Raw genomic sequence first — 20,162 nt, 5'->3', positions numbered from 1 at the left:
ATTTAATGAAAAAGCTATCCTTATATTTTCTCTTTGTATTGGCAGGGTGTAGCCAAAACCAAAATGTTGAAACCCTTTCCCCACGGCCAAACATCCTTTTGATCGTTGCTGACGATTTGGGGTTTAATGATATTGAACCTTTTGGTGGAAATATTCAAACCCCGGTTTTGGGACAGCTCAGCAAAGAGGGGATGCTGTTTTCGAACTTTTATGTATTGCCTACCTGTTCACCCACACGCTCTGCTCTACTGACTGGAAATGACAACCACGTTGCCGGAGTAGGAATCATGAGCGAAGTCAGCTATCCCTCTGTGGCAAACCTCCCCGGGTATTCCGGACATTTGAATGACGAGGTGGTAACCCTTCCGGAAATTTTAAGGGAATCCGGGTACCATACTTATATGGCAGGTAAATGGCATCTTGGGGATGAAGACGCGCATATCCCTTCCTCGAGAGGATTTGAAGAATCTTTTACACTCCTCCAAGGCGGTGGTAGTCACTATGCTGACCAAAACCCTCTGTCACCACCCCAAGTCATGGACTATCGTTCAAACGGGAAAAAAGTAGCTGAATTACCGGCGGATTTTTATTCTACCAAAAATTACACAGATACACTCATCAGCTATATTGAGAAACACAAAGCGGATAACAAACCCTTTTTCATGTATGCTTCATACACTGCTCCCCATGACCCGCTTCATGCTCCAAAAGAATATATCGACAAATACAAAGGGAAATTTGATATGGGTTGGGACTCTCTTAGGGTCCTTCGGCTCGACAATCTAAAAGCAATTGGGATTATTTCCAAAAACGTCAACGATTTCGCTCCCAGTGATATTCCTGCATGGTCCTCACTCAGTCCGGAGCAAAAGAAAGAATTTGCCAAAGATATGGAGGTATATGCCGCTATGGTCGAATACCTTGATATGAGCATTGGCCGTCTTTTAGACTATTTGAAAAATCAAGGGTTGTATGACAATACGCTTATTGTTTTTATGTCGGATAATGGAGCCAATGGCGTCATGGCAACCACATATCCCGGAAATGGTGATGGTAAATATTTGGGATCATTTAATAATGATTTGGAAAACAGGGGCTTACCCAATTCCTTTATTGAAATGGGTCCCGGTTGGGCACAGGCATCATCATCTCCGTTCAGGTTATTCAAAAGTTTTACATCTGAAGGAGGCATTAAAGCCCCACTCATTGTAAAATTACCTCAGACTTCTGCCGATAATGGGAATTGGAATACGAGTTTTGCCCATGTGACAGACTTAATGCCTACTTTTTTGGAATTGGCCGGAGCCAATTATCCAAAACAATTTAAAGGAAAAGATGTAAGACAACCTATAGGTAAATCTTTGATGCCTGTGTTATCCGGGTCAGCCCAGGAAACCCATCTTTCCAGTGAAGGCATGGGTTGGGAATTGTTTGAGAGAAAATCCTACATAAAAGGAAAATGGAAGATCCTGAGGTTACCGAAACCATTCAGCACTGGGGAGTGGCAACTTTTTGATAGGATAAATGACCCAGGAGAAATCTATGACCTTTCACTACAGTATCCTGATATAAAAGATTCACTTATCAATGATTGGCTTCAATACGCCAAAAAGAATGATGTTTTTGACCACAACGGACATTATGATTCTCTTTTTGGAAGAAGCCTTATGGGTGAACATTGATTGATCCGAAGCGATAAAAAGAAGGTAAAAAATTAAACAAAATCATGGTTAAAGTATATAAATCTACTGTTTTGATTATTTCCTTAACCATGTTTTCAAACTTCCTTTTTACGGCAGGTTTAGGAGTATATAAAACAATTCATGCCTATTCGATTTTGTATTCTGAAGGAATAAAAGGAAAACCGGGACTTGAAATTGTCGAATCTCTTGATCTGTTTTTGGTAGCTTTGGTTTTTCTTATACTCTCCTTAGGCTTCATGAAATTGTTTTATCCTGATTTTGGCGGGTTCAAAAAATTGGAATTGCCATGGCTTCTCATCAATAATTTCTTTGAACTTAAAAACTTAACATGGAATGCCATTTTGCTGACATTGCTCATCACTTTCGGGACCCATGTTTTGAGGGCAAACGGACCATTAGATTGGGAAATTCTGATCATCCCTACTTCAGTGGTGATGTTTTCGATAAGTTCTAAATTGCTAAAACACTGACAATTTGAATAAAAAATAAAGGACGATTGGAGGAATATTTAAAGAGTAAATTCAGCAATTGACAGGTAATCCTTTTTGGGGAAATATTTGCTGACAAATCTTTTATAAAACAAATTGCTCTAAGCAAAAAAATATTATTCTTTAATTTAGTAAATAATTAAAATTAAATTTTAAAATAATTAAATAACATGCATAGGATATTGGTTTTAATCACACTCTCAGACAGTGGTATAGAAATTATTAAGTCCAATCATGAATTGCCAGAAAAAGAAATGGTATTATTAAATCAGTGGAAAAAAGAAAGCATTCTGGAAAATTTCTTTATTTCAGTTTCAAAGAAAAGTGCTGTTTTAATATTCAAAGACATAGATGAATCCAATAGCAAAAAGCTTATAGAATCATTGCCATACTTTCCTTTTATGTCAAAAATAGAATACCATATTTTGGAGAAGCAGTTTTAAATACTTATTTCAGAAGGTAAGTCGAAATTTTGCTTATTTTAAAACAACCAAATTTTTTCATTGGAAAAAAAGAAAGAGTAGAACAGAAATTTTGAACATTATCCTCCTATATGCCTCTTTATAAGCACTTCCATCACTTCATCGAGCTCGATCTCCTTGGCTTCGAGGAGGATAAGGTAGTAAAATAGCAAGTCAAACCCTTTCGTCTTTGAAAATAAAAAATTTGCTTGATTACAGTTACCTAATTAGCTAACTTTGTGAAAATTTAAAAATTGGTAATGAATGAACGATAGTTTCAACAGAGAGATTTTCTACTATGAAAATCATTACATGAACTTTTTTCAGACATTAAAACCAGAAGTTAAAAAGAAATTTAACTGGACTTTGCAGTTAATAGCCACTTTAGATAGAATTCCTGAAAAGTTCTTCAAACATATAACTGGTTCTTCAGGAGTATATGAAATTCGGGTTGAAGTTGGCTCAGATATTTATAGAGTTTTCAGTTTTTTTGACAAAGGTAATTTGGTGATATTGGTAAATGGGTTTCAAAAAAAGAGTCAAAAAACGCCGAAAAAAGAATTAGAATTAGCAGAAAAACTTAAAAAACAATATTTCGATGAACAGCGAATCAGAAAATAAGAAGTTAACTTCTTTTTCCGCTCATTTAGATGAACAATACGGGAAAAAAGGTACAGATCAAAGAGAAAAATACGAGGAGGAATTTGAAACTTTCAAATTGGGAGTAATGATTCAAGAACTTCGGAAAGAACAAGGTTTGACTCAGGCACAGCTTGCTGCAAAATGCGGTACGACAAAAACTTATATTTCCCGAATTGAAAATGATGCAAGTGATATTAGACTTTCTACACTGATGAGGATAGTGAGAGAGGGTTTAGGGGGAAACCTAAAATTAAGCGTAACTCAATAAAATTGCGCCTTACAACTTCCTCTAAATCCAAAATGTGCAATATTCCTTATTCAAGTATTATTTACCTCCCCTGTGCCTATTAATCAGCACTTCCATCACCTCGTCGAGTTCGATTTCTTTTGCTTCCAGGAGGATAAGGTAATGGAAAAGCAAATCGGCAGCTTCACCTAAAAACAAATCCTTGTTGTCGTCTTTGGCTTCAATGACGATTTCCACTGCCTCCTCCCCTACTTTTTGGGCGATCTTGTTGATGCCTTTTGCAAAAAGCGAGGCGGTGTAGGATTTTTCGGTTGGATTATTTTTGCGGTCCTTGATGATATCCCTGAGTTGGTCGATAAAAAGTGTTTTGCTTTTATTTTCTTCTGCAAAACAGGTATCATCGCCTTTGTGACAAACAGGCCCGACAGGATTGACCCTGACCAAAAGCGTATCATTGTCACAATCGAGTTTGATGGATTTGAGCATCAGAAAGTTGCCGGAGGTTTCGCCTTTTGTCCAAAGCCGTTGTTTGGTCCGGCTGTAAAAAGTAACCTTTTCAGTAGAAATGGTCAGGTCCAAAGATTCTTGGTTCATATAGCCAAGCATCAGGACAGCACCTGTGACCTCATCCTGAATGATGGCAGGCACCAGACCATCTACTTTGTCAAAATCTATATTTAGGTTATTCATTACAGTTTAATTGGTAATTATTTACTTTGATTATTTATGGAAATATGGTAGAAATAAAGTAGAAATAAATTGATATAGGGTCAATTCACCTCATTCTGATCTTTTTTGCTTCCCTTAATTCTATTTTTTCTTCATTTATAGAAAATAGAAATAAAGTAGAAATAGAATGAAAAAAGGCCAATTTGTGAAGCTTATTTCTATTTATTTCGCGAAGCATATTTCAACGTTATTTCAGTTTTTATATCGCGAAGCATATTTCTACATTATTTCCTTATAGATATTCCTTCTGAATTCAAATAGTCCTTGAGTTCAGGAATTGGGATCTCTTTAAAATGGAAAATACTTGCCGCCAAGGCAGCATCCGCCCTGCCAAAGGTAAACACATCTTTGAAATGTTCGCTGTTTCCCGCCCCACCTGAAGCGATGACCGGAATCGAAAGCATGGAAGAAATCTCTGCTGTAATCTCATTGGCAAAGCCTCCTTTGGTACCATCATGGTCCATGGAAGTAAGGAGGATTTCTCCAGCACCTCGATCACAGACTTCCCTGGCCCAAGCTTGTGTTTGGAGTAGGGTCGGCTTCCTTCCACCATGGGTATGGACGAAGTCTATCCCATCCACATTTCGGGTATCGATGGCCACAACCACGCACTGACTGCCAAATTCCTGTGCCATGTCATTGATGATTTGTGGGTTGTGGACTGCGGCTGAATTGATGGAGATTTTGTCCGCGCCGGCGTTGAGAAGGACTTTTACATCCTCCACAGTAGATATTCCACCACCGACTGTAAATGGGATATTGATAGCCTTTGCAATCTTGGTTACCAATTCGGCCAAGGTTTTACGCTTGTCTACGGTAGCGGTAATATCCAAAAAAACAAGCTCGTCTGCCCCTTCATCGGAGTAAATTTTGGCCAACTCCACTGGGTCTCCCGCATCGCGCAACTGGACAAAATTTACTCCTTTGACTGTTCTGCCGTCTTTAATATCTAGGCAAGGGATTATTCTTTTTGTTAACATTTTTTTAAGACAGGAGACATGAGACTTGAGATATGAGATTTGAGACGGGAGACAAAAGATCCAAGACTGGAGCGCTGGCAATTTGGTCGACCTTAACTTTTCAACTTTAAAACCTTCCAACCTTTCGAACTTTTTCCTTTTAACCAATTTTGATCAAGGAAAAATTCCCAAATCGGTATAACTCACCGCAATTCTCTCCAAAGCCAGGATAAACCCGGCAGTCCTGAGGCTTTTGATGTTTTTTTCCTGCCTCACTTTATTCATGGCATGGTAGGCATTGACCATGGTCTCTTCCAAACCGGAAAGAACCAAGTCCCTTTCAGATGCTCCTTGGATCAACTGTTCTTTTTCATCATCTGTGAACTCCTCCCCGGTAGCATTTTCGATAGTGCCTAGAAGTTTCCTGTATTTTTCCTGGTCATAGCGCTTTTCGAGTTTACCAAAAGAAACGCGGGAAAGGTTTTTGAGCCATTCGAAGTAAGAAACGGTCACACCGCCGGCGTTGAGGTACATGTCAGGGATGATCATTATACCTTTTTCGAGCAGTATTTTTTCAGCTTCTTGGGTCACAGGTCCATTGGCAGCTTCGCCTATGATCTTGGCTTGGATCTTGGCGGCATTGTCTTTGGTGATTTGATTTTCTAATGCTGCGGGCACTAGGATGTCACAGGCATAGGTCAGCAATTCTTTGCTTTTCTCAACAAATACTCCCGATGAATAACCTTTGAAGCTTCCTGTTTGGGTTTGGTATTTTTTCAAAGCCTCGATATTGATTCCCTTCTCATCGTAAATACCACCATTCCACTCAGCAATGCCTATCACTTTTGCACCGGCTTCGCTCAGGTATTTGGCAGAATAAAAACCAACATTTCCCAATCCCTGAACAATGACGGTTTTCCCTCTCAATCCAGTGGAAAGCCCAAGTGGAGCCATGTCCTCGGCAACACTGACTGCCTCCCGGATTCCAAAAAATACTCCCTGTCCAGTAGCTTCGGTTCTACCATCAATCCCGTGTTGGGAAAGAGGCTTGCCTGTAACGCAGCCTTTGGCATTGATGACTTCGGGATTGAAAGCCTCATAAGTATCCACAATCCAAGCCATTTCGCGGGCACCCGTACCGTAATCAGGCGCAGGAACATCAATGGCCGGACCGATAAATTTCTTTTTGATCAATTCTGAAGTATATCTCCTCGTAATTCTTTCGAGTTGATTGACAGAATATTTCTTTGGATCGATGCTGACCCCGCCCTTTGCTCCACCAAAAGGAACATTGACCAAAGCACATTTGTAAGTCATCAGGGAAGCAAGTCCTTTTACTTCCTCTTCGTCCACATGGTCGCTGAATCGGATACCGCCTTTACAAGGAAGTTTGTGGTGGGAATGTTGGATCCTATATCCTGTGAGGGTTTCGTAAGTCCCATCATCGTTTCGGATCGGGAAATTGAATTTATAAATACTGTTGCACTCTTTGATCTGCTCCAATAACCCCGGATGGATATCCAAGTGCTTGGCTGCCTCATCCACAAACCCACAAACATCCTCAAACAAACTGTATTCGGTCTTCTTGCTCATAAAAACTGGTATTTTGGTTATGCCCCGAAGATACAAATCATTTGACTGAAGTACTTAATTGGCAGGAATGATATTTCTCAGGATTCCCCAGATATCATCCAAAAAAGTAAATGGCACCAAAGACTGATCCGGACTTTCTCCCATTCGCACTAGCACGAGGTTTTGAGAAGGAACCACACATATATACTGTCCATCTTTGCCCATGCCACAATACATGTCATCAGGACCATTTGGTGCATAGGAACCAGGGACTTTGATCTGAACCGTAGGAGGCATAAAAGAGTCTGTGCCATTCAGCCACCAAAGATAGCCGTAGCCTTGGTTGATGTTTTGGGAGGTGCTGACCATGTCTTTCAGGTAGTTTTTGTCTTTGATGATGCTTTCTCCGTCCCAGTCACCATTTGCCAAAATCAAAAGACCAAATCTCGCCATCGATCGGGCATCACTGAAAAACACATTGTTGAATTCGACCCGCTGCCAAGCCCCGGTCATACCGATTTTTGACCCAAGTTTTTCATTGAAATATTGGGGGAAGGTCTTCCCTGTTCCACCTTCAATCACTTTGTCCAAAAGCGTATAGGGAGCGTTGTGGTATGCCCACCTTGTGCCCGGTTCAGCTTTATAGAGAAGCGCCTCCGGTGAAAAATTATCCCGACTAGCCACTCCATCGTCCAAGCCTGAGGTCATGGTCAATTGGTGCCAGACTTTGATTTTTTCTTCCTGAGAAGGAGTTAGGGAAGTCCATCCTTTGCCCAAATAATCAGAACTTGGTTTTTGAATGCCCAGTTTTCCCTCTTCCTGTGCGATTCCTATCAAGGTTGCTGTAAGGGTTTTGCCTGCCGATGCCCAATACCACAGCGAACTTTGGTCAAAAGGTTGTGCTCCGGTAATTTTGGTGCCGAAATATTCCTCTACAACTATCTTCCCGTCCTTTAGAATAATAAAGGCACGTGAACTGTTACTTTTTAATAATTGCTTGAGTTCTTCTAATTTTTGCAAATCCCAATTGAGTGAAGCAGGTGTGATCGTTTCCCAAGTATTGCCTGACAAAGGTGGGAAATACAAGGCGGAGGGGTTGGAATTGGGAGTTTCTTTTTCCGTGCAGGAAAATAATACTGCCAAAATAAGGAGCAAAAGGGGTGAATTTTTCATGGGTGTGGAGATAGATTTTTTTAAAAAAAAGATTTGATCATTAGACACTTTCGAAAGTGTCAGGTTTAAAAACAAAAGTTTATTGTTTGATAATATAGCCGTCTTCCATTTCAATGATTCTGTCTGTACCTGCTGCAAATTCAGCATCGTGGGTGACGATAAGCATGGTCTGTTTGAATTCCTTTGCCAGTTCCTTGAAAATATTGAAGACAATATCTGAGTTTTTTTTGTCAAGATTGCCGGTCGGCTCGTCACCCATGATGATGAGAGGATCATTCATCAAAGAGCGGGCGATAGCGACTCTTTGCTTTTGCCCACCGGAAAGTTGGTTTGCTTTCTTCAGTGCATGGTCCTGCATGTCAAAAATTTTCAGCTTTTCCATGGCGATGTGCTCGAGTTCGGGCCGGGATTTCTTGTTGAGTTTTAGGCCGGGAATCATGACATTTTCCAAAACCGAAAATTCATTGAGCAAATAATGGAACTGAAAAACGAATCCGATTTTTTCATTTCGGATTTTGGAAAGGTAGCTTGGGCTTTTTCCGCTGATCACCTCACCGTCAATCGACAATTTACCCTCATAATCCGTATCCATGGTACTGAGGATATAAAGGAGGGTTGATTTGCCACAGCCTGATTTTCCCATGATGGACACGAATTCTCCTCGGGTCACCTTAAAAGTCACCTCTTTCAGCACCTGGGTTTTATCAGGGCTGTAAAAGTATTTGTTTACTTTTTGTGCTTCTAGGACAGGTGTTTCCTGCATGGTAGTGGTTGTAGTTGTTGTAGTCGTTATAATTGTTGTAGTGGTTCTAATTGTTGTCTGCTTCGCGTTGTCAGGTTATCGGGTTGAGAAGCGGACATTCTAAATGAAAATGATTCTTATCAACAAAGACTTTACCTTGTCACCTCGACGAAGGAGAGGTCTACTTTACATTTCTTTCATTTATTAAAAGATTTCTCAGTCGTACCTCCTTCCAAATGACTAGTTTAGGCTCTTTCTTGACTTAACGCTGTTATTGCTGACTGTGCCTGCCAACTGCCAACTTTTCTCGTTTCTCGCCTGTTTTTCATTCTTCATTATTAATTCAGAATTTACTCTTCCCACCTCTCATTATTTTCCCCTAATTATCTCCACCGGATCCACTCCACTTGCTTTGCGGGCAGGAAAATATCCGGCAAAATACGTCGTCACAATACTGAATATCGCCGCGATGATATAATACTTCGGGTTAAAATCTACCGGAAAGGTTTTGACCGTCGGAAGTGCCTCCGTCTCAAAAGGGATCCGCTCAATGCCCAAACCGGCCATAAATCCAAGAATCAATCCGATAGTTCCTCCTACAAAACCGATGGTCAAGGCGATGGTGATGAAAATATTATTCACATCCCTACCCGAAAAGCCAATGGCCTTCAGGATGGCAATGGTATCCATTTTTTCATAAATCATCATGTTCAGGATATTGTAAATCCCAAAACCTGAAACAATCAGCAATGTAATCCCCACGGCATAGCTGATCAAAGTCCTGATATTTGTCCCCGTTTCAAACTGTGCATTTACAGTCTGTATGTCATCTGCATCGATCCCAAAGATATCTCTATATTCCCCTGCCATAGAGGGAGCAAGGTTGAAGTCCTTCAATTTGACTTGGATATCAGTCACATAGGAAGCGGTTTCTCCCATCATTTTCTGGACGGTGCCAATGGACGCGTAAGATTGGACATTGTCCAAATCCCCCAAACCGGATTGGTAATAACCCACAACTTTCAATTGAACCCTGTTGCCCTGAGAAGTGGTCGCTTGGATGACATCCCCGATTTCAGCCATCATCCGGTCCGCAGCGCCTTTTCCCAAAATAATGCTGTTGGAGGTATTTTTCAAATCAATATAATTCCCCGCTGTCACGTAATCTGCAAAAGCAAAAAGTTTGCTCTCAGCTTCGACATCTATGCCGTTGATGACACCGGTGATATCAATGGTCCCTACATTGTAAAAAACCTGTGCGGATAACTTTGGTGCCACACCCAAAACCCTTGGATCCTCTTCAAGTGTCCTGATAATTGCCTCATTGTTATAAATGCTTAGGCGGCCGGCAGCGGGTTTGACTGACCTGATGATATTGTAAAAATTGCTGAATTCATCGGCAAGGTCGATTGGCTGATTCACCGTTGGTTTGATTTCATTGTAAAAACGAATATGGGGCGTGCGGTTAAGAATCAGACCATCCAAGAGTTTGTTTAAGCCGTTCATGAATCCCAACAAAGCCACAAACATCGTAATGCTGAATACCACACCTATTGCAGCTATCATGGTTTGTTTGAATCGGGCAAGCATCAGCGCCTTGGCTATTTCTAGGATGAGGGAAGCTTTCATTTGGCAGGTTTGATTACGGCGGTTGTCTCGTCAACCCCTTCTAATATTTCTGCTTTTTGTAGATCCTTGAGTCCCAATTTGACAGGCAAAGTATCGCCTTCAGCATTGATCACAAACCTATCATCTAAAATGTACGACCTTGGCAAAATCAGAGCGTCCTCTTTCACCTCTATCACAATATTGGCTTCCAAAGTAAGGTTAGGATACAAAACAGCCGGAGCATTCACAAAAACCCCTTCCACCAAAAAGCTTTTCGACGCTTCATTCATAAGGGGGTTGATTTTGGACACTACCGCCTCGAATGTCTCTCCCCTGTAACTGTCCATGATCACGATGATTTTTTGTCCTAATTTTACCTTGACGATATCATATTCATCCACCTGCATCTCCAAAACAAACTCATCAGCACTTCCCAAAACAGCCAAGGGTGTTTGGGCATTGACCATTTCTCCCTTTTCTTTGAGCAGGTCATATACCCTGCCGTTAATCTCACTTTTCAAGATCAGGTCACTTTCCAAAGCCTTGGAGATAGAAAGGTTTTTACCTGCACTTTTCTCGTTGTATTCAATTTCCCTTTTGACATCCTGATAGATCAACCTGGCACTTTGATATGCATTTCGGGAATTTTGGAAGGCCAATAGCCTCTGTTCTAAATCCACTTCAGAGCCTACCCCCTGATCTTTTAACCTTTTTTGTCTTTGGTAAAGCAATGAATCGTTTTGCCAAATATTCTCGGCATTTTTAATGTTGTTTTCCAATTCTCGCAGCCGCGTTTGATTCGCTTTTCGGTCTGCAAATGCCCGTGTCAGCTCGGCATTTTCCCTATTCAGTCTGGCTGTTTCGTTGTAAATCGCCAAAATCGGGCTTCCTATTTTTACAGAATCCCCTTCACTCACAAATATCTCCTGAACAATCCCGTTTGCATTGGCAAAAGCCTGATATTGGTTTTGTGCTTTGATAAGACCGGAGGCGTAAACAGATTCCGAGATACTTTCTCTTCTCGGGAAGACAGACTCTTGAGAAGAGTCACAGGAAAAATTAAAAACAAATATTAACCCTAAAAAAATAGCATTGAAGTATTTCATATGAGACAGGTTTGATGACCTGAATTTAAAGGATTATTAATTATAAAAGGTTACACTTTTTCTATTTTAATTGCCCATTTTCCCGATTATCCACTCCCCTATTCTTGGAAAATGCTGACCGATAAAAGCAATTAATTTACCATGTCCTGTAAAGACAAAGGATTTTTTTCGGCTCGAAATGGCACTGACCATTACCCGGGCAGCTTTGTCTGTTGGCCACATGAGATTTTTCGGTCTTGGGTCTTTAACTTCAGGATGAAACACACCGTCATTGTCCACCCTCGTGATATCGGAATCCACAAATCCCGGATGGATTACCGTACAGCTTACACCCGTTCCTTTCAATTCCAACTGCAAAGTCTGTCCGATAGAACGGACGGCAGCTTTAGAAGCGCCATAGGCACCGGTTTTGGGATTGGGAACGTAAGCGGCCACACTCCCAATAAGCCCCAACCTTCCTTTGCTTGCTTTCAAATGAGGGATCGCAAACTTGGCTGTCATCGCCAGTCCTGTGACGTTGCCATCCATCTGCCTCCGCCATTCTTTGGCAGACAAGTCTTCAATCTTGCCAAAAACACCATACCCTGCATTGGCAACTGCCACATCCAAGCGCCCAAAATGGCTGATAACTTCCTGAACAGCTTTTTCGATTTCAGATTCCTCAAGGACATCACAGGGCACCAAAATACCTTCGGCCCCTAAAGCCTTTACCTGTTGCAATACTTCTTCCAGTTTATCAACCCTCCTTGCACTTAATGCTAGTTTTGCTCCTTGCTTGGCAAATTCAAGGGCCATGTATTTCCCCAATCCCGAGGAAGCGCCGGTAATCCAGATGACTTGGTTTTGGAACATATTGAAATTTTGAAATAAGGTAGAAATAAATTGAAATATAATCGAAATAAAAAGGCATCAATTATTAGATATTAATGAAAATTAGATATTAGTTGATATTGGATGTCTAAATTGAAATAAGGTAGAAATACATTGAAATATAATTGAAATAAAAAAGCACCAAACTTGATGTTTATTGAATTAGGCACAGATATTCATTGATATTGGATATTAATTGATATTGGTCCATATCAGAACTTTACTCAATTTTATAGGTTTTGCGGGAAGTGTAGACGATCAAAAAAAAGCACCAACCCTGATTTAAAGGATTGATGCTGAAATTATTTCGCCGGAGGCTTATTCCTATGTATTTCGCTCTTATGAAAAACTTCAAAATCTGAAGAAATCTTAAGTAGAGCTTATTTCAATTTTTGATCATTTAGAAATCCCAAGTATATCAAATACAAAAGCATACTCAAAAGCCAATTCTTTCAGACTTTCGAACCTGCCACTTGCACCGCCGTGTCCCGCATCCATATTGGTTTTGAGGAAAAGGCGGTTATTGTCGGTTTTTTTGGTTCTCAGCAAGGCTACCCATTTTGCAGGTTCCCAATACTGAACCTGTGAATCGTGAAGTCCTGTGGTCGCCAGGATGTTAGGATAATCCTTTGCTTCGACATTGTCATACGGGGAATAGGAAAGCATGTACTCATATTGCTCCTGAATGTTTGGATTTCCCCACTCTTGCCACTCAAAAGTGGTCAAAGGAATAGTCTCATCCATCATCGTGGTAATGACATCTACGAAGGCAACATCGGCTACAATTCCCCTATATAATTCCGGAGCCATGTTGGCTATCGCTCCCATCAGCAATCCTCCTGCACTTCCACCCGAGGCAAAGAGTTTGTCTTTGGCCACATATTGGTTATCCTGAAGCCATTTGGAACAATCGATGAAGTCATTGAAGGTATTCTTCTTATTCATCATCTTGCCATCCTCATACCAATCTCCACCCATTTCCTGACCTCCACGCACATGCGCAATGGCATATACAAAACCTCTGTCCAACAGACTCAACCTAGAGCTGCTGAAATATGCATCCATGGATGCACCATAAGATCCGTAAGCATAAATCCATCCAGGAGAAGTGCCGTCTTTCTTGAATAGATCGGCACGGTACACAATGGACATCGGGATTCTCTTTCCATCACGGGAAGGAACCATGATTCTTTCTGTCTTGTAATTGGCTTTGTCAAAATCCCCCAAGACAGGCTGCTCTTTCATCAAGGTTTTTTCCTTGGTTTCCATGTCATAGTCGTAGGTCGAGTTTGGCGTGGTCATAGAAGTATAAGAAAAGCGCAAAGTCTTGGTTTCAAACTCAGGATTATAACCGATCCCTGCTGAGTAAGCCGGTTCGTCAAATATCATCTGATGCTCTGAATTATCAGCCCACTTGATGATTCGGATATTGGCAAGGCCCTCTAAGGTCTCCTGCACAGCATAATAATCCTTGAAATATTCCACTCCTTCTAAGAAAACATCTGCCCTGTGTGGGATCAAATCCTTCCAATTGGCGACAGATGGATCAGCAACAGGTGCTTCTGCCAATCGGTAATTGACTGCATTCAGATTGGTGTAAATGTTGAATTTATCGCCAATAGCATGGTCCACGCTGTATTGTACATTGTCCTGAACCGGAGCAATCAGTTTTGGTTTGCCGGGATTGTCTGCATCCATAAACATGGCGTAGGAAGCATCTGTACGGCCTGAACCAATGATGATGTATTTTTTGGATTTGGTAATTCCGACGCCACAGCTCAAAGTCTGGTCTTTTTCCTCAAATACCACCTCATCTTTGGAGGGGTCTTGGCCAAGGAAATGTCGCTTCACCTGAAAATTCCTCAGTGTAACCGGATCCGGGATGGAGTAGAAAAAGGATTTGTTGTCATTGGTCCAGACTGCCGAACTTCTGATATTTTCGATTTTGTCAGGAAGTATTTCTCCGGTACGGAGGTCTTTGATCATCACGGTGTAGAAATTTCTACCCACCGTATCCATAATGATGGCGGCGAGGTTATGGTCAGGACTTACTGAAGTAAAAAAGTTGAGGAAAGATTTTCCTTTTCCCAGTTCATTTCCATCCATGATGATTTCTTCAGCACCTTCGAGAGAGTCTTTTTTCCTTGCATAAATCGGATACTCTCCTCCTTCCACATAGCGGGTATAGTAATAATAATCGTCCAATCTGTAAGGAACAGACGAATCGTCTTCTTTGATCCTTGCACGCAATTCATTGAACAATTCTACCTGAAAGCCCTTGGTATGCGCCATCATGGTGTCCAGATAGGCATTTTCAGCATTCAGGTAATCGATGACTTCAGGGTTTTCACGGTCATTGAGCCAATAATAATTGTCGGTTCTTTTATGTCCGTGTTTGGCTGTGATTTCAAATGGTTTGACGGTAGCCAAAGGCGGTGCTACATCAGGTAAAGTTGATTCCGGTTTTTCCGGGGAACATGCGATACTCATTCCTGTTAGGATAATTAGGATGTTTTGGATTGATTTATTCATAGTTGCTAGCGAATGAGGTGCAAATATAGGGAAATAGTAACATAGAAAATCGGGCAAGTGATCTTGGATCATGGTTATGACCGGTAAGGAAAAATTTAAAGGTTTTGGAATCCAATTGCTGTGCAAAAAATGAAAGGGCTGCGGTCTTAATTAGCAGGGTATGAATTTGGAGAAAATGTAAATCAAGATACCCAGACTAAGTAATTTGAATTACCAGTTGGTTTAAAACTCAAGGACTGGAAATTTTCTCCAATAAAAAAAACAAAAAACACGGGAAACGGACTTGACTTAGAAGGTCGATTTCCCATGTTTTTTAAAAATGCTATTCTTTAATAACGATAAATCGCAGCAAGCCCGGTATCCGAAGGCATTTTGTCAGCAGGAAGCACCATTACTTCACCTCCCATTTTAATCACCAGCTCACCCATATCATCCAAAAGGTCGTCCACGATTGGATTGTCCAAGTCTTTATTTTGGGTATTTCCGGTGACAAGATTGGTAATCCTAATGGCAATAATCTTATCCTCTTCTACCAAAAGAGTTTCTATACGTCCTTCAGTAGCCGCAAGAGCGACTTCTTTGATCACGGTGCTGCCCTTGCCATTTGCTTTAGCCTGACCAAATAAATCTGCCAGATCATTCAACTTTTTCAGATACACCGGCTCCATTAGTTCCCAAGTCATCGTTGCCAGTTTATCAGTACTGATAGCAGAAGGATTAATCTGTATTCCTTCTTTCAAAAGATGGGAATTCTTACTCACTTTTCTGAAGGTGTGGTGATGTTCGGGCAGTGCCGCCAAAATCAAAGGCAAACCAATTGGTTTTGAATAATATTCTTCCACATGTTCGCTAGCAAATCGGAAAAATCTCTCAGTATCCACATCGACCTCATCCTTTTTGCCTCCATGGCCGTGATGCATGTTGGAACTTTCACCCCCGGTACCACCATAGGAGGCAACAGTAGTATGCTTTTCGGTCAACTCTGATCCTAACGCTTCTTCTATCGTTGTTGGGATGATTTCTGAAATATCAATCTCAGATATAGAAAACCTGTTTCCTTCAAACAATTTCATTTCGTGTCTATCCAAACCCAAAATGTGAAACCGATCTGAAGATTGTAAATATTTACGCAAAGGTTTGGTATGAAAACTGTCCGCCACAATGGCCAGCTCCTCAACGGGAATCTGCAAATTGACGACCTGTAACCAATCGCCTGCGCTGAATACTGCCAATCCTTCAAGGTTTTGGTTCCAGATTTCAGGGTTTTGGATGAGTTCTTCGAGAGGTTCAATAAATGAATTGGTTTCATCTTTGGAATATTTTTTCAACAAAGAATCTTCCATCTTTTTCAAAAGGTTCTTGAATCTGATAGGATCTTGAAGGTTATCAGGGTGGCTCCGATGCGTAGGCATGTAGAGGGAAAGGCAGGTCTTGTCGGTGGTTGCCAACAAGTCTTGAACCAGTTTTTTGGTGAGTAATTTCATAATATGGATAAATAATTTGAGCCGGGGTTTGATTTAGGATTTGTGCTATCCTCAACTATCTTGTATAAAGATTCCCGAAAATTGACTAATAAAGGTATGGAGAGTGATCCCTCAAAACATTACTCAATTGTGACAAATAGTTACACATTTACTTTAAAAATCTTTCTCAAATGGAAGACAAAGGGTTGATCAAATCAAAACCAACAAATCAAAAAATACAGGCAAAATCAATCCGAATGTGAAACCCAATCCGGTGCGGCATTGATTTTTTGCCGAAGTATCAGATTAAGTTGGGCGACATGGTGCTGCACATGGCGGAGGTTAAAAAGAGGATTTCAATAACAGAATAATCCTCCACAAGCGAAGGGCACAAACCATGAAGGTTGATTTCCTCCTTAGCAATCCATTTCATCTTTAACTTTTCCTCCGAGGAATCTAGGATCAGTTTTTTACATTTTTCGCGGATTGAGGAAAGATAATCTAACATCTCTTCTCTCGTATAAGCCGCATTTGGGATTACATCGTCGACAGCATCTTGCGGTAAGCGATCCATGGGGACAAGCGTAAATGGTAAAACCGGCTTAAAGTCCCTTGCCGGAACGGTCAAATAATAATCCAGAAAAATGAGGGTATGGTAAGACAGGAAAAAGAATTTCTTTTCCGATTGCCATAAAGAGTCCGGGCAAAGGGAAATGGAATCCCCGAGCATGTCTATGGCTGCCCCAAAATTTTTCCATAAAACATCTTTGAAAGTCTCTACCATGTAAGATTTATTTTCTGACAAATGGCTGAATCCTACTATAGGTAAGGCATCTCCATAGCCATTCCAAAGGTCCGAAAAGGAAATATTTCAACCATATCGGGCTGACGATCAATTGAAAAATCCAGATTCCAATAACCAAATAATAGAGTTGGTAATATTCCCATTCGGCATATTGGTTCAATCCATATCCGAAAAAAACCAAGCTACAAATCACGGTATGCATGATATAATTGGTAAAAGCCATCTGCCCTACAGCCCGGAGTCCATTCATCAACCTAGTAAGATAACCTGCCTGATAGACCAACATCACCAAAGCCACATGCGCCATCATGATCGCAATCCGCTGAAAATCATAGATCAAAGCAACCCAATTGATGGAATGATCTTCTATATATTTCAATCCTGCTTCCACGTTGGGGAAATGGATGGTATTGAACGCAAAAGAAAATACCACCAAAGGGAGACCGATTCCATAACCTATCAGCACTGTCTTTTTGTATTGGGCTTTGGTCCATTTGAGTGTCAGAAAACCCCATTTGTAGAGCGCTATGCCCAACATCATCAAGGCAAGCATGTCCCAAATACTAAAAATCAGGTATTTGAACTGACCATCCCAGGATTTTGGCCTGATGTAGCTTGCGACCTCTGAGTAGCTTCCTTTCATCAATGCGGTATGTTCGGCCGCCTCTTCCTTGTTTGGGATAAACTCTTTCTGGATTTCGGTCCATTCCATGACGATGGAATCCTGTGCGGGGCTAAGGGCAATTCCTTGGTCCTGCAGTGTTTTCACTTCTTTGTATTCCAGATATGTACCCCTGATGTTTTGCATAAATAGGGTATTGGCTACAAAACCGATAATCGCCACAATCGGAACACCCAAGGCAAGGTATTTGGGTTTCATTTTCCTAAACAAAAAAGCCAGCATCCCGATCAGTCCGTAGAAGTAAAGGATATCTCCGATCCACAGAAGAATATGGGAATGGATCAATCCGAATATGGTCAACCAGATCATCCTTTTGTAAAAAAGCCAGGTGGCAGATTTCCCTGCTCTTTCTTTGTTGGAGGTAAAAAGAATAATCCCTGCCCCAAAAACCATGGAAAAAAGTGCACGCATCTTTCCTTCAAAAAACACGGTATTGACAGCATTTACCCAAAAATTGGTATTGGAAGTATCCTGCACCCAAGCTTCTTCAAAGTACTCCGCCATGGCAAAATACGGGATATTCAAAAGTAAAATCCCCAAAAGGGCGACACCGCGGATGATGTCAATGATGTCGATTCTTTCAATTTGAACTGCCGGTTTAATGGATTTGTCAACCCATTCGGTTTCGGTGGTGGTTTGTAGAGACATGGTTAAAAAGGTTTATAGTCAGCTAGTTAACAAAAAAAATTAATCAAAATATAAACTCAAAAGAAAAAAATTTTTCATCATTAAATATTAAAATTCCTTGGGTTTAATTTTGACCTTACAAACACAACAAACAAAAAGAGAGCGATCTCTCGCCCTCCTTTTAATCAAATATCAAAATCCCAAATCAATGGGTCGTATCCTTGATAAAGTCCGCCAAATCTTTCTTGAATTTTTGGAGCGATGGCATGTGGGTATAGAACATATGACCTCCTTCATAATAAGTCATGATGATGTTTTTTCTGATTTCAGGTCTCAGGTTCATTTGATCAATGGTATGTTCCACTCCATAAAACACAGTAGCCAAATCGTAGTAGCCGTTCATAAGCAGCACTTTTACATTTGGATCTTTGTTCATGGCATCCGCCATATCGATGGCCGTATTCACTGAAATCATACTGCCCCAACCTTCGTTCCCTCGGTGTGACCAATCCCATTTAAATCCCGGAGATGCATAGGCGGAAGTTTTGTAGGTCAGTTTTTTGCTTACACCCAAGTCCCTGTGGAAGTAATCCAAGAATCCTGTGGTATACGCGGGCGAAATAGCATCACTTTGGGGGTCAGTGATGGCATATTGGTTTTGTGGAAAAGGATTGATGCCTTTGAATCGTGAATCCAATCTACCCACAGTCATTCCCTCTTCTCTCAGCAATTCATTGAAAAATTCGCTTGCGGTCATTCTCAAATTGTTTCTGCTCCAGGTTTCTTTGGAAACGCCTGCATATCTTTCCATTTTTTCAGCAACACTGTTTTTTTCAGCATCACTCAACCTTCCTCCTTTAAACAATGCGGGCAAATATTCCTGTTCGGTAAATTTTCTCACTTCATCGACAAAAGCTTCCAAGTTGGGGTTTTTGTTGGGAATCTTGTCATGATACCAAGCAGTAGCAGCATAGGATGGGAAATGAACAAGGTAGGAAGTACTTTCTTGGACAGGAAAAGCCAATGACCTGATATCAAATACCGAAGAAACCATGACCACACCATTGAGGGCATATCCTTTGTCCAGTAAATAACTCATGACTCCGGCGTTTCTAAATGTCCCGTAGCTTTCTCCCAAGAGGTATTTTGGTGACTGCATGCGGTCGTATTCTTTCAAAAACTGCATGATAAACAGGCTTGTAGCGCGGATATCCTGATCCACACCCCAAAAATCTTTTCCCTCTGCTTTTCCGATCGGCATACTCAGCCCTGTACCGATAGGATCCATCATCACCACATCAGCTACATCGAGGATGGAATAATCATTGTTGACCAATTCATAAGGAGCAGCTTTGGTATATCCGGGATCGTTGACGACGATCCTTTTTGGTCCCATCACACCCATATGAAGCCAATAAGAAGAGGAACCGGGACCGCCGTTGAAAGAGAAAATAATCGGTCTCTTGGATGGTCCATCTTCTTTGAAATAGGCTGTGAAGCCGTGTAAGGCAATCGGTTCATTGTTTTCATCACGGAGTTGAAGCGTACCTGCCCGGGTTTTTAGACTGTGGGTGGCACCGTTGATTTTTACCGTTTGGGTAGAGGTAAATACTTCGCCTTCCGGAATGGGCTTTTCAGCAGGCTTTTCTTGGGCAATTACGTTTACAGAAAAGAGCAGAAAAACATAAAGGAGTAAAATTGGTTTTTTCATATTATGTCAGATTGGTTGATGGTCATTTGTCAGGCAATCTAA

At 41.1% G+C, this 20,162-nt stretch carries 18 protein-coding genes and 1 pseudogene; 5 read left to right on the top strand and 14 right to left on the bottom strand.

Features of this window, described 5'->3' with window-relative positions; translation table 11 throughout:
• The first annotated feature begins 5 nt into the window (after window positions 1-5).
• The 3 genes from MMU05_RS05805 to MMU05_RS05795 all read left to right on the top strand — a co-directional run bounded on the left by MMU05_RS05805 (window position 6) and on the right by MMU05_RS05795 (window position 2,634).
• Window positions 6-1,682: an arylsulfatase gene (locus MMU05_RS05805; RefSeq protein ID WP_241140725.1), complete on the top strand. Its 1,677-nt coding sequence runs from the start codon at window positions 6-8 to the stop codon at window positions 1,680-1,682.
• Window positions 1,683-1,726: 44 nt separating this feature from the next.
• Window positions 1,727-2,173, top strand: coding sequence for a YqhA family protein (locus tag MMU05_RS05800; protein WP_241140724.1), 447 nt, complete (start codon window positions 1,727-1,729; stop codon window positions 2,171-2,173).
• A gap of 188 nt (window positions 2,174-2,361) precedes the next feature.
• A complete protein-coding gene (locus MMU05_RS05795) occupies window positions 2,362-2,634 on the top strand; it encodes a hypothetical protein (protein ID WP_241140723.1) in 273 nt (90 codons plus the stop codon).
• 98 nt (window positions 2,635-2,732) lie between these two features.
• On the opposite strand, the pseudogene MMU05_RS05790 reads toward MMU05_RS05795, so the two are convergent.
• Window positions 2,733-2,828: pseudogene (locus MMU05_RS05790) on the bottom strand (bifunctional phosphoribosyl-AMP cyclohydrolase/phosphoribosyl-ATP diphosphatase HisIE); the annotation flags it as partial.
• Window positions 2,829-2,916: 88 nt separating this feature from the next.
• Between MMU05_RS05790 and MMU05_RS05785 the strand changes: the two are divergent.
• Both MMU05_RS05785 and MMU05_RS05780 read left to right on the top strand, forming a co-directional pair.
• Window positions 2,917-3,273, top strand: coding sequence for a type II toxin-antitoxin system RelE/ParE family toxin (locus MMU05_RS05785; protein ID WP_241140722.1), 357 nt, complete (start codon window positions 2,917-2,919; stop codon window positions 3,271-3,273).
• Window positions 3,251-3,562, top strand: coding sequence for a helix-turn-helix domain-containing protein (locus MMU05_RS05780; RefSeq protein WP_241140721.1), 312 nt, complete (start codon window positions 3,251-3,253; stop codon window positions 3,560-3,562). Before MMU05_RS05785 ends, MMU05_RS05780 begins: the two co-directional genes overlap by 23 nt.
• Before the next feature lie 57 nt (window positions 3,563-3,619).
• Here the strand turns inward: MMU05_RS05780 and hisIE are convergent, their stop codons facing one another.
• The 13 genes from hisIE to MMU05_RS05715 form a co-directional block, all read right to left on the bottom strand.
• Window positions 3,620-4,231: a bifunctional phosphoribosyl-AMP cyclohydrolase/phosphoribosyl-ATP diphosphatase HisIE gene (gene hisIE / locus MMU05_RS05775; RefSeq protein ID WP_241140720.1), complete on the bottom strand. Its 612-nt coding sequence runs from the start codon at window positions 4,229-4,231 to the stop codon at window positions 3,620-3,622.
• A 263-nt stretch (window positions 4,232-4,494) separates the two neighbouring features.
• A complete protein-coding gene (hisF, locus tag MMU05_RS05770; protein WP_241140719.1) occupies window positions 4,495-5,250 on the bottom strand; it encodes an imidazole glycerol phosphate synthase subunit HisF in 756 nt (251 codons plus the stop codon).
• A gap of 153 nt (window positions 5,251-5,403) precedes the next feature.
• Window positions 5,404-6,822: a Glu/Leu/Phe/Val family dehydrogenase gene (locus MMU05_RS05765; RefSeq protein ID WP_241140718.1), complete on the bottom strand. Its 1,419-nt coding sequence runs from the start codon at window positions 6,820-6,822 to the stop codon at window positions 5,404-5,406.
• A 54-nt stretch (window positions 6,823-6,876) separates the two neighbouring features.
• Entirely contained in the window at window positions 6,877-7,974 is a 1,098-nt protein-coding gene (locus tag MMU05_RS05760; RefSeq protein ID WP_241140717.1) for a serine hydrolase domain-containing protein, read from the bottom strand.
• A gap of 79 nt (window positions 7,975-8,053) precedes the next feature.
• Window positions 8,054-8,737 (bottom strand): ABC transporter ATP-binding protein, encoded by a 684-nt coding sequence (locus tag MMU05_RS05755; RefSeq protein WP_241140716.1) that lies wholly within the window; start codon window positions 8,735-8,737, stop codon window positions 8,054-8,056.
• Window positions 8,738-9,085: 348 nt separating this feature from the next.
• The gene (locus tag MMU05_RS05750) at window positions 9,086-10,345 is read right to left on the bottom strand and encodes an ABC transporter permease (protein ID WP_241140715.1); all 1,260 of its coding nucleotides are present in this window, start codon (window positions 10,343-10,345) and stop codon (window positions 9,086-9,088) included.
• On the bottom strand, window positions 10,342-11,430 hold the full coding sequence (locus tag MMU05_RS05745) for an efflux RND transporter periplasmic adaptor subunit (RefSeq protein ID WP_241140714.1): 1,089 nt from the start codon (window positions 11,428-11,430) through the stop codon (window positions 10,342-10,344). Before MMU05_RS05745 ends, MMU05_RS05750 begins: the two co-directional genes overlap by 4 nt.
• A gap of 66 nt (window positions 11,431-11,496) precedes the next feature.
• On the bottom strand, window positions 11,497-12,282 hold the full coding sequence (locus MMU05_RS05740) for an SDR family NAD(P)-dependent oxidoreductase (RefSeq protein WP_241140713.1): 786 nt from the start codon (window positions 12,280-12,282) through the stop codon (window positions 11,497-11,499).
• Between the two features lie 414 nt (window positions 12,283-12,696).
• A complete protein-coding gene (locus MMU05_RS05735) occupies window positions 12,697-14,832 on the bottom strand; it encodes a S9 family peptidase (RefSeq protein ID WP_241140712.1) in 2,136 nt (711 codons plus the stop codon).
• 329 nt (window positions 14,833-15,161) lie between these two features.
• A complete protein-coding gene (locus MMU05_RS05730; RefSeq protein ID WP_241140711.1) occupies window positions 15,162-16,316 on the bottom strand; it encodes a baeRF3 domain-containing protein in 1,155 nt (384 codons plus the stop codon).
• Window positions 16,317-16,596: 280 nt separating this feature from the next.
• Window positions 16,597-17,079, bottom strand: coding sequence for a DinB family protein (locus tag MMU05_RS05725; RefSeq protein WP_241140710.1), 483 nt, complete (start codon window positions 17,077-17,079; stop codon window positions 16,597-16,599).
• A gap of 7 nt (window positions 17,080-17,086) precedes the next feature.
• Window positions 17,087-18,430, bottom strand: coding sequence for a DUF418 domain-containing protein (locus MMU05_RS05720; protein WP_241140709.1), 1,344 nt, complete (start codon window positions 18,428-18,430; stop codon window positions 17,087-17,089).
• Between the two features lie 184 nt (window positions 18,431-18,614).
• Window positions 18,615-20,120: a S10 family peptidase gene (locus tag MMU05_RS05715; protein ID WP_241140708.1), complete on the bottom strand. Its 1,506-nt coding sequence runs from the start codon at window positions 20,118-20,120 to the stop codon at window positions 18,615-18,617.
• Window positions 20,121-20,162: the final 42 nt, after the last annotated feature.

The sequence above is a fragment of the Cognataquiflexum rubidum genome, from assembly GCF_022538115.1.
GTDB classification, from domain to species: domain Bacteria; phylum Bacteroidota; class Bacteroidia; order Cytophagales; family Cyclobacteriaceae; genus Cognataquiflexum; species Cognataquiflexum rubidum.
This window is presented reverse-complemented; position numbering and strand designations above follow the sequence as displayed.

Excerpts from the sequence above, each read along its gene's own strand:
- MMU05_RS05760 (WP_241140717.1), bottom strand. The coding sequence starts at position 7,974 with ATGAAAAATTCACCCCTTTTGCTCCTTATTTTGGCAGTATTATTTTCC.
- MMU05_RS05780 (WP_241140721.1), top strand. The coding sequence starts at position 3,251 with ATGAACAGCGAATCAGAAAATAAGAAGTTAACTTCTTTTTCCGCTCAT.
- hisF (WP_241140719.1), bottom strand. The coding sequence starts at position 5,250 with ATGTTAACAAAAAGAATAATCCCTTGCCTAGATATTAAAGACGGCAGA.
- MMU05_RS05740 (WP_241140713.1), bottom strand. The coding sequence starts at position 12,282 with ATGTTCCAAAACCAAGTCATCTGGATTACCGGCGCTTCCTCGGGATTG.
- MMU05_RS05805 (WP_241140725.1), top strand. The coding sequence starts at position 6 with ATGAAAAAGCTATCCTTATATTTTCTCTTTGTATTGGCAGGGTGTAGC.
- MMU05_RS05765 (WP_241140718.1), bottom strand. The coding sequence starts at position 6,822 with ATGAGCAAGAAGACCGAATACAGTTTGTTTGAGGATGTTTGTGGGTTT.
- MMU05_RS05725 (WP_241140710.1), bottom strand. The coding sequence starts at position 17,079 with ATGGTAGAGACTTTCAAAGATGTTTTATGGAAAAATTTTGGGGCAGCC.
- hisIE (WP_241140720.1), bottom strand. The coding sequence starts at position 4,231 with ATGAATAACCTAAATATAGATTTTGACAAAGTAGATGGTCTGGTGCCT.
- MMU05_RS05730 (WP_241140711.1), bottom strand. The coding sequence starts at position 16,316 with ATGAAATTACTCACCAAAAAACTGGTTCAAGACTTGTTGGCAACCACC.
- MMU05_RS05785 (WP_241140722.1), top strand. The coding sequence starts at position 2,917 with ATGAACGATAGTTTCAACAGAGAGATTTTCTACTATGAAAATCATTAC.
- MMU05_RS05715 (WP_241140708.1), bottom strand. The coding sequence starts at position 20,120 with ATGAAAAAACCAATTTTACTCCTTTATGTTTTTCTGCTCTTTTCTGTA.
- MMU05_RS05750 (WP_241140715.1), bottom strand. The coding sequence starts at position 10,345 with ATGAAAGCTTCCCTCATCCTAGAAATAGCCAAGGCGCTGATGCTTGCC.
- MMU05_RS05755 (WP_241140716.1), bottom strand. The coding sequence starts at position 8,737 with ATGCAGGAAACACCTGTCCTAGAAGCACAAAAAGTAAACAAATACTTT.
- MMU05_RS05720 (WP_241140709.1), bottom strand. The coding sequence starts at position 18,430 with ATGTCTCTACAAACCACCACCGAAACCGAATGGGTTGACAAATCCATT.
- MMU05_RS05735 (WP_241140712.1), bottom strand. The coding sequence starts at position 14,832 with ATGAATAAATCAATCCAAAACATCCTAATTATCCTAACAGGAATGAGT.
- MMU05_RS05795 (WP_241140723.1), top strand. The coding sequence starts at position 2,362 with ATGCATAGGATATTGGTTTTAATCACACTCTCAGACAGTGGTATAGAA.
- MMU05_RS05800 (WP_241140724.1), top strand. The coding sequence starts at position 1,727 with ATGGTTAAAGTATATAAATCTACTGTTTTGATTATTTCCTTAACCATG.
- MMU05_RS05745 (WP_241140714.1), bottom strand. The coding sequence starts at position 11,430 with ATGAAATACTTCAATGCTATTTTTTTAGGGTTAATATTTGTTTTTAAT.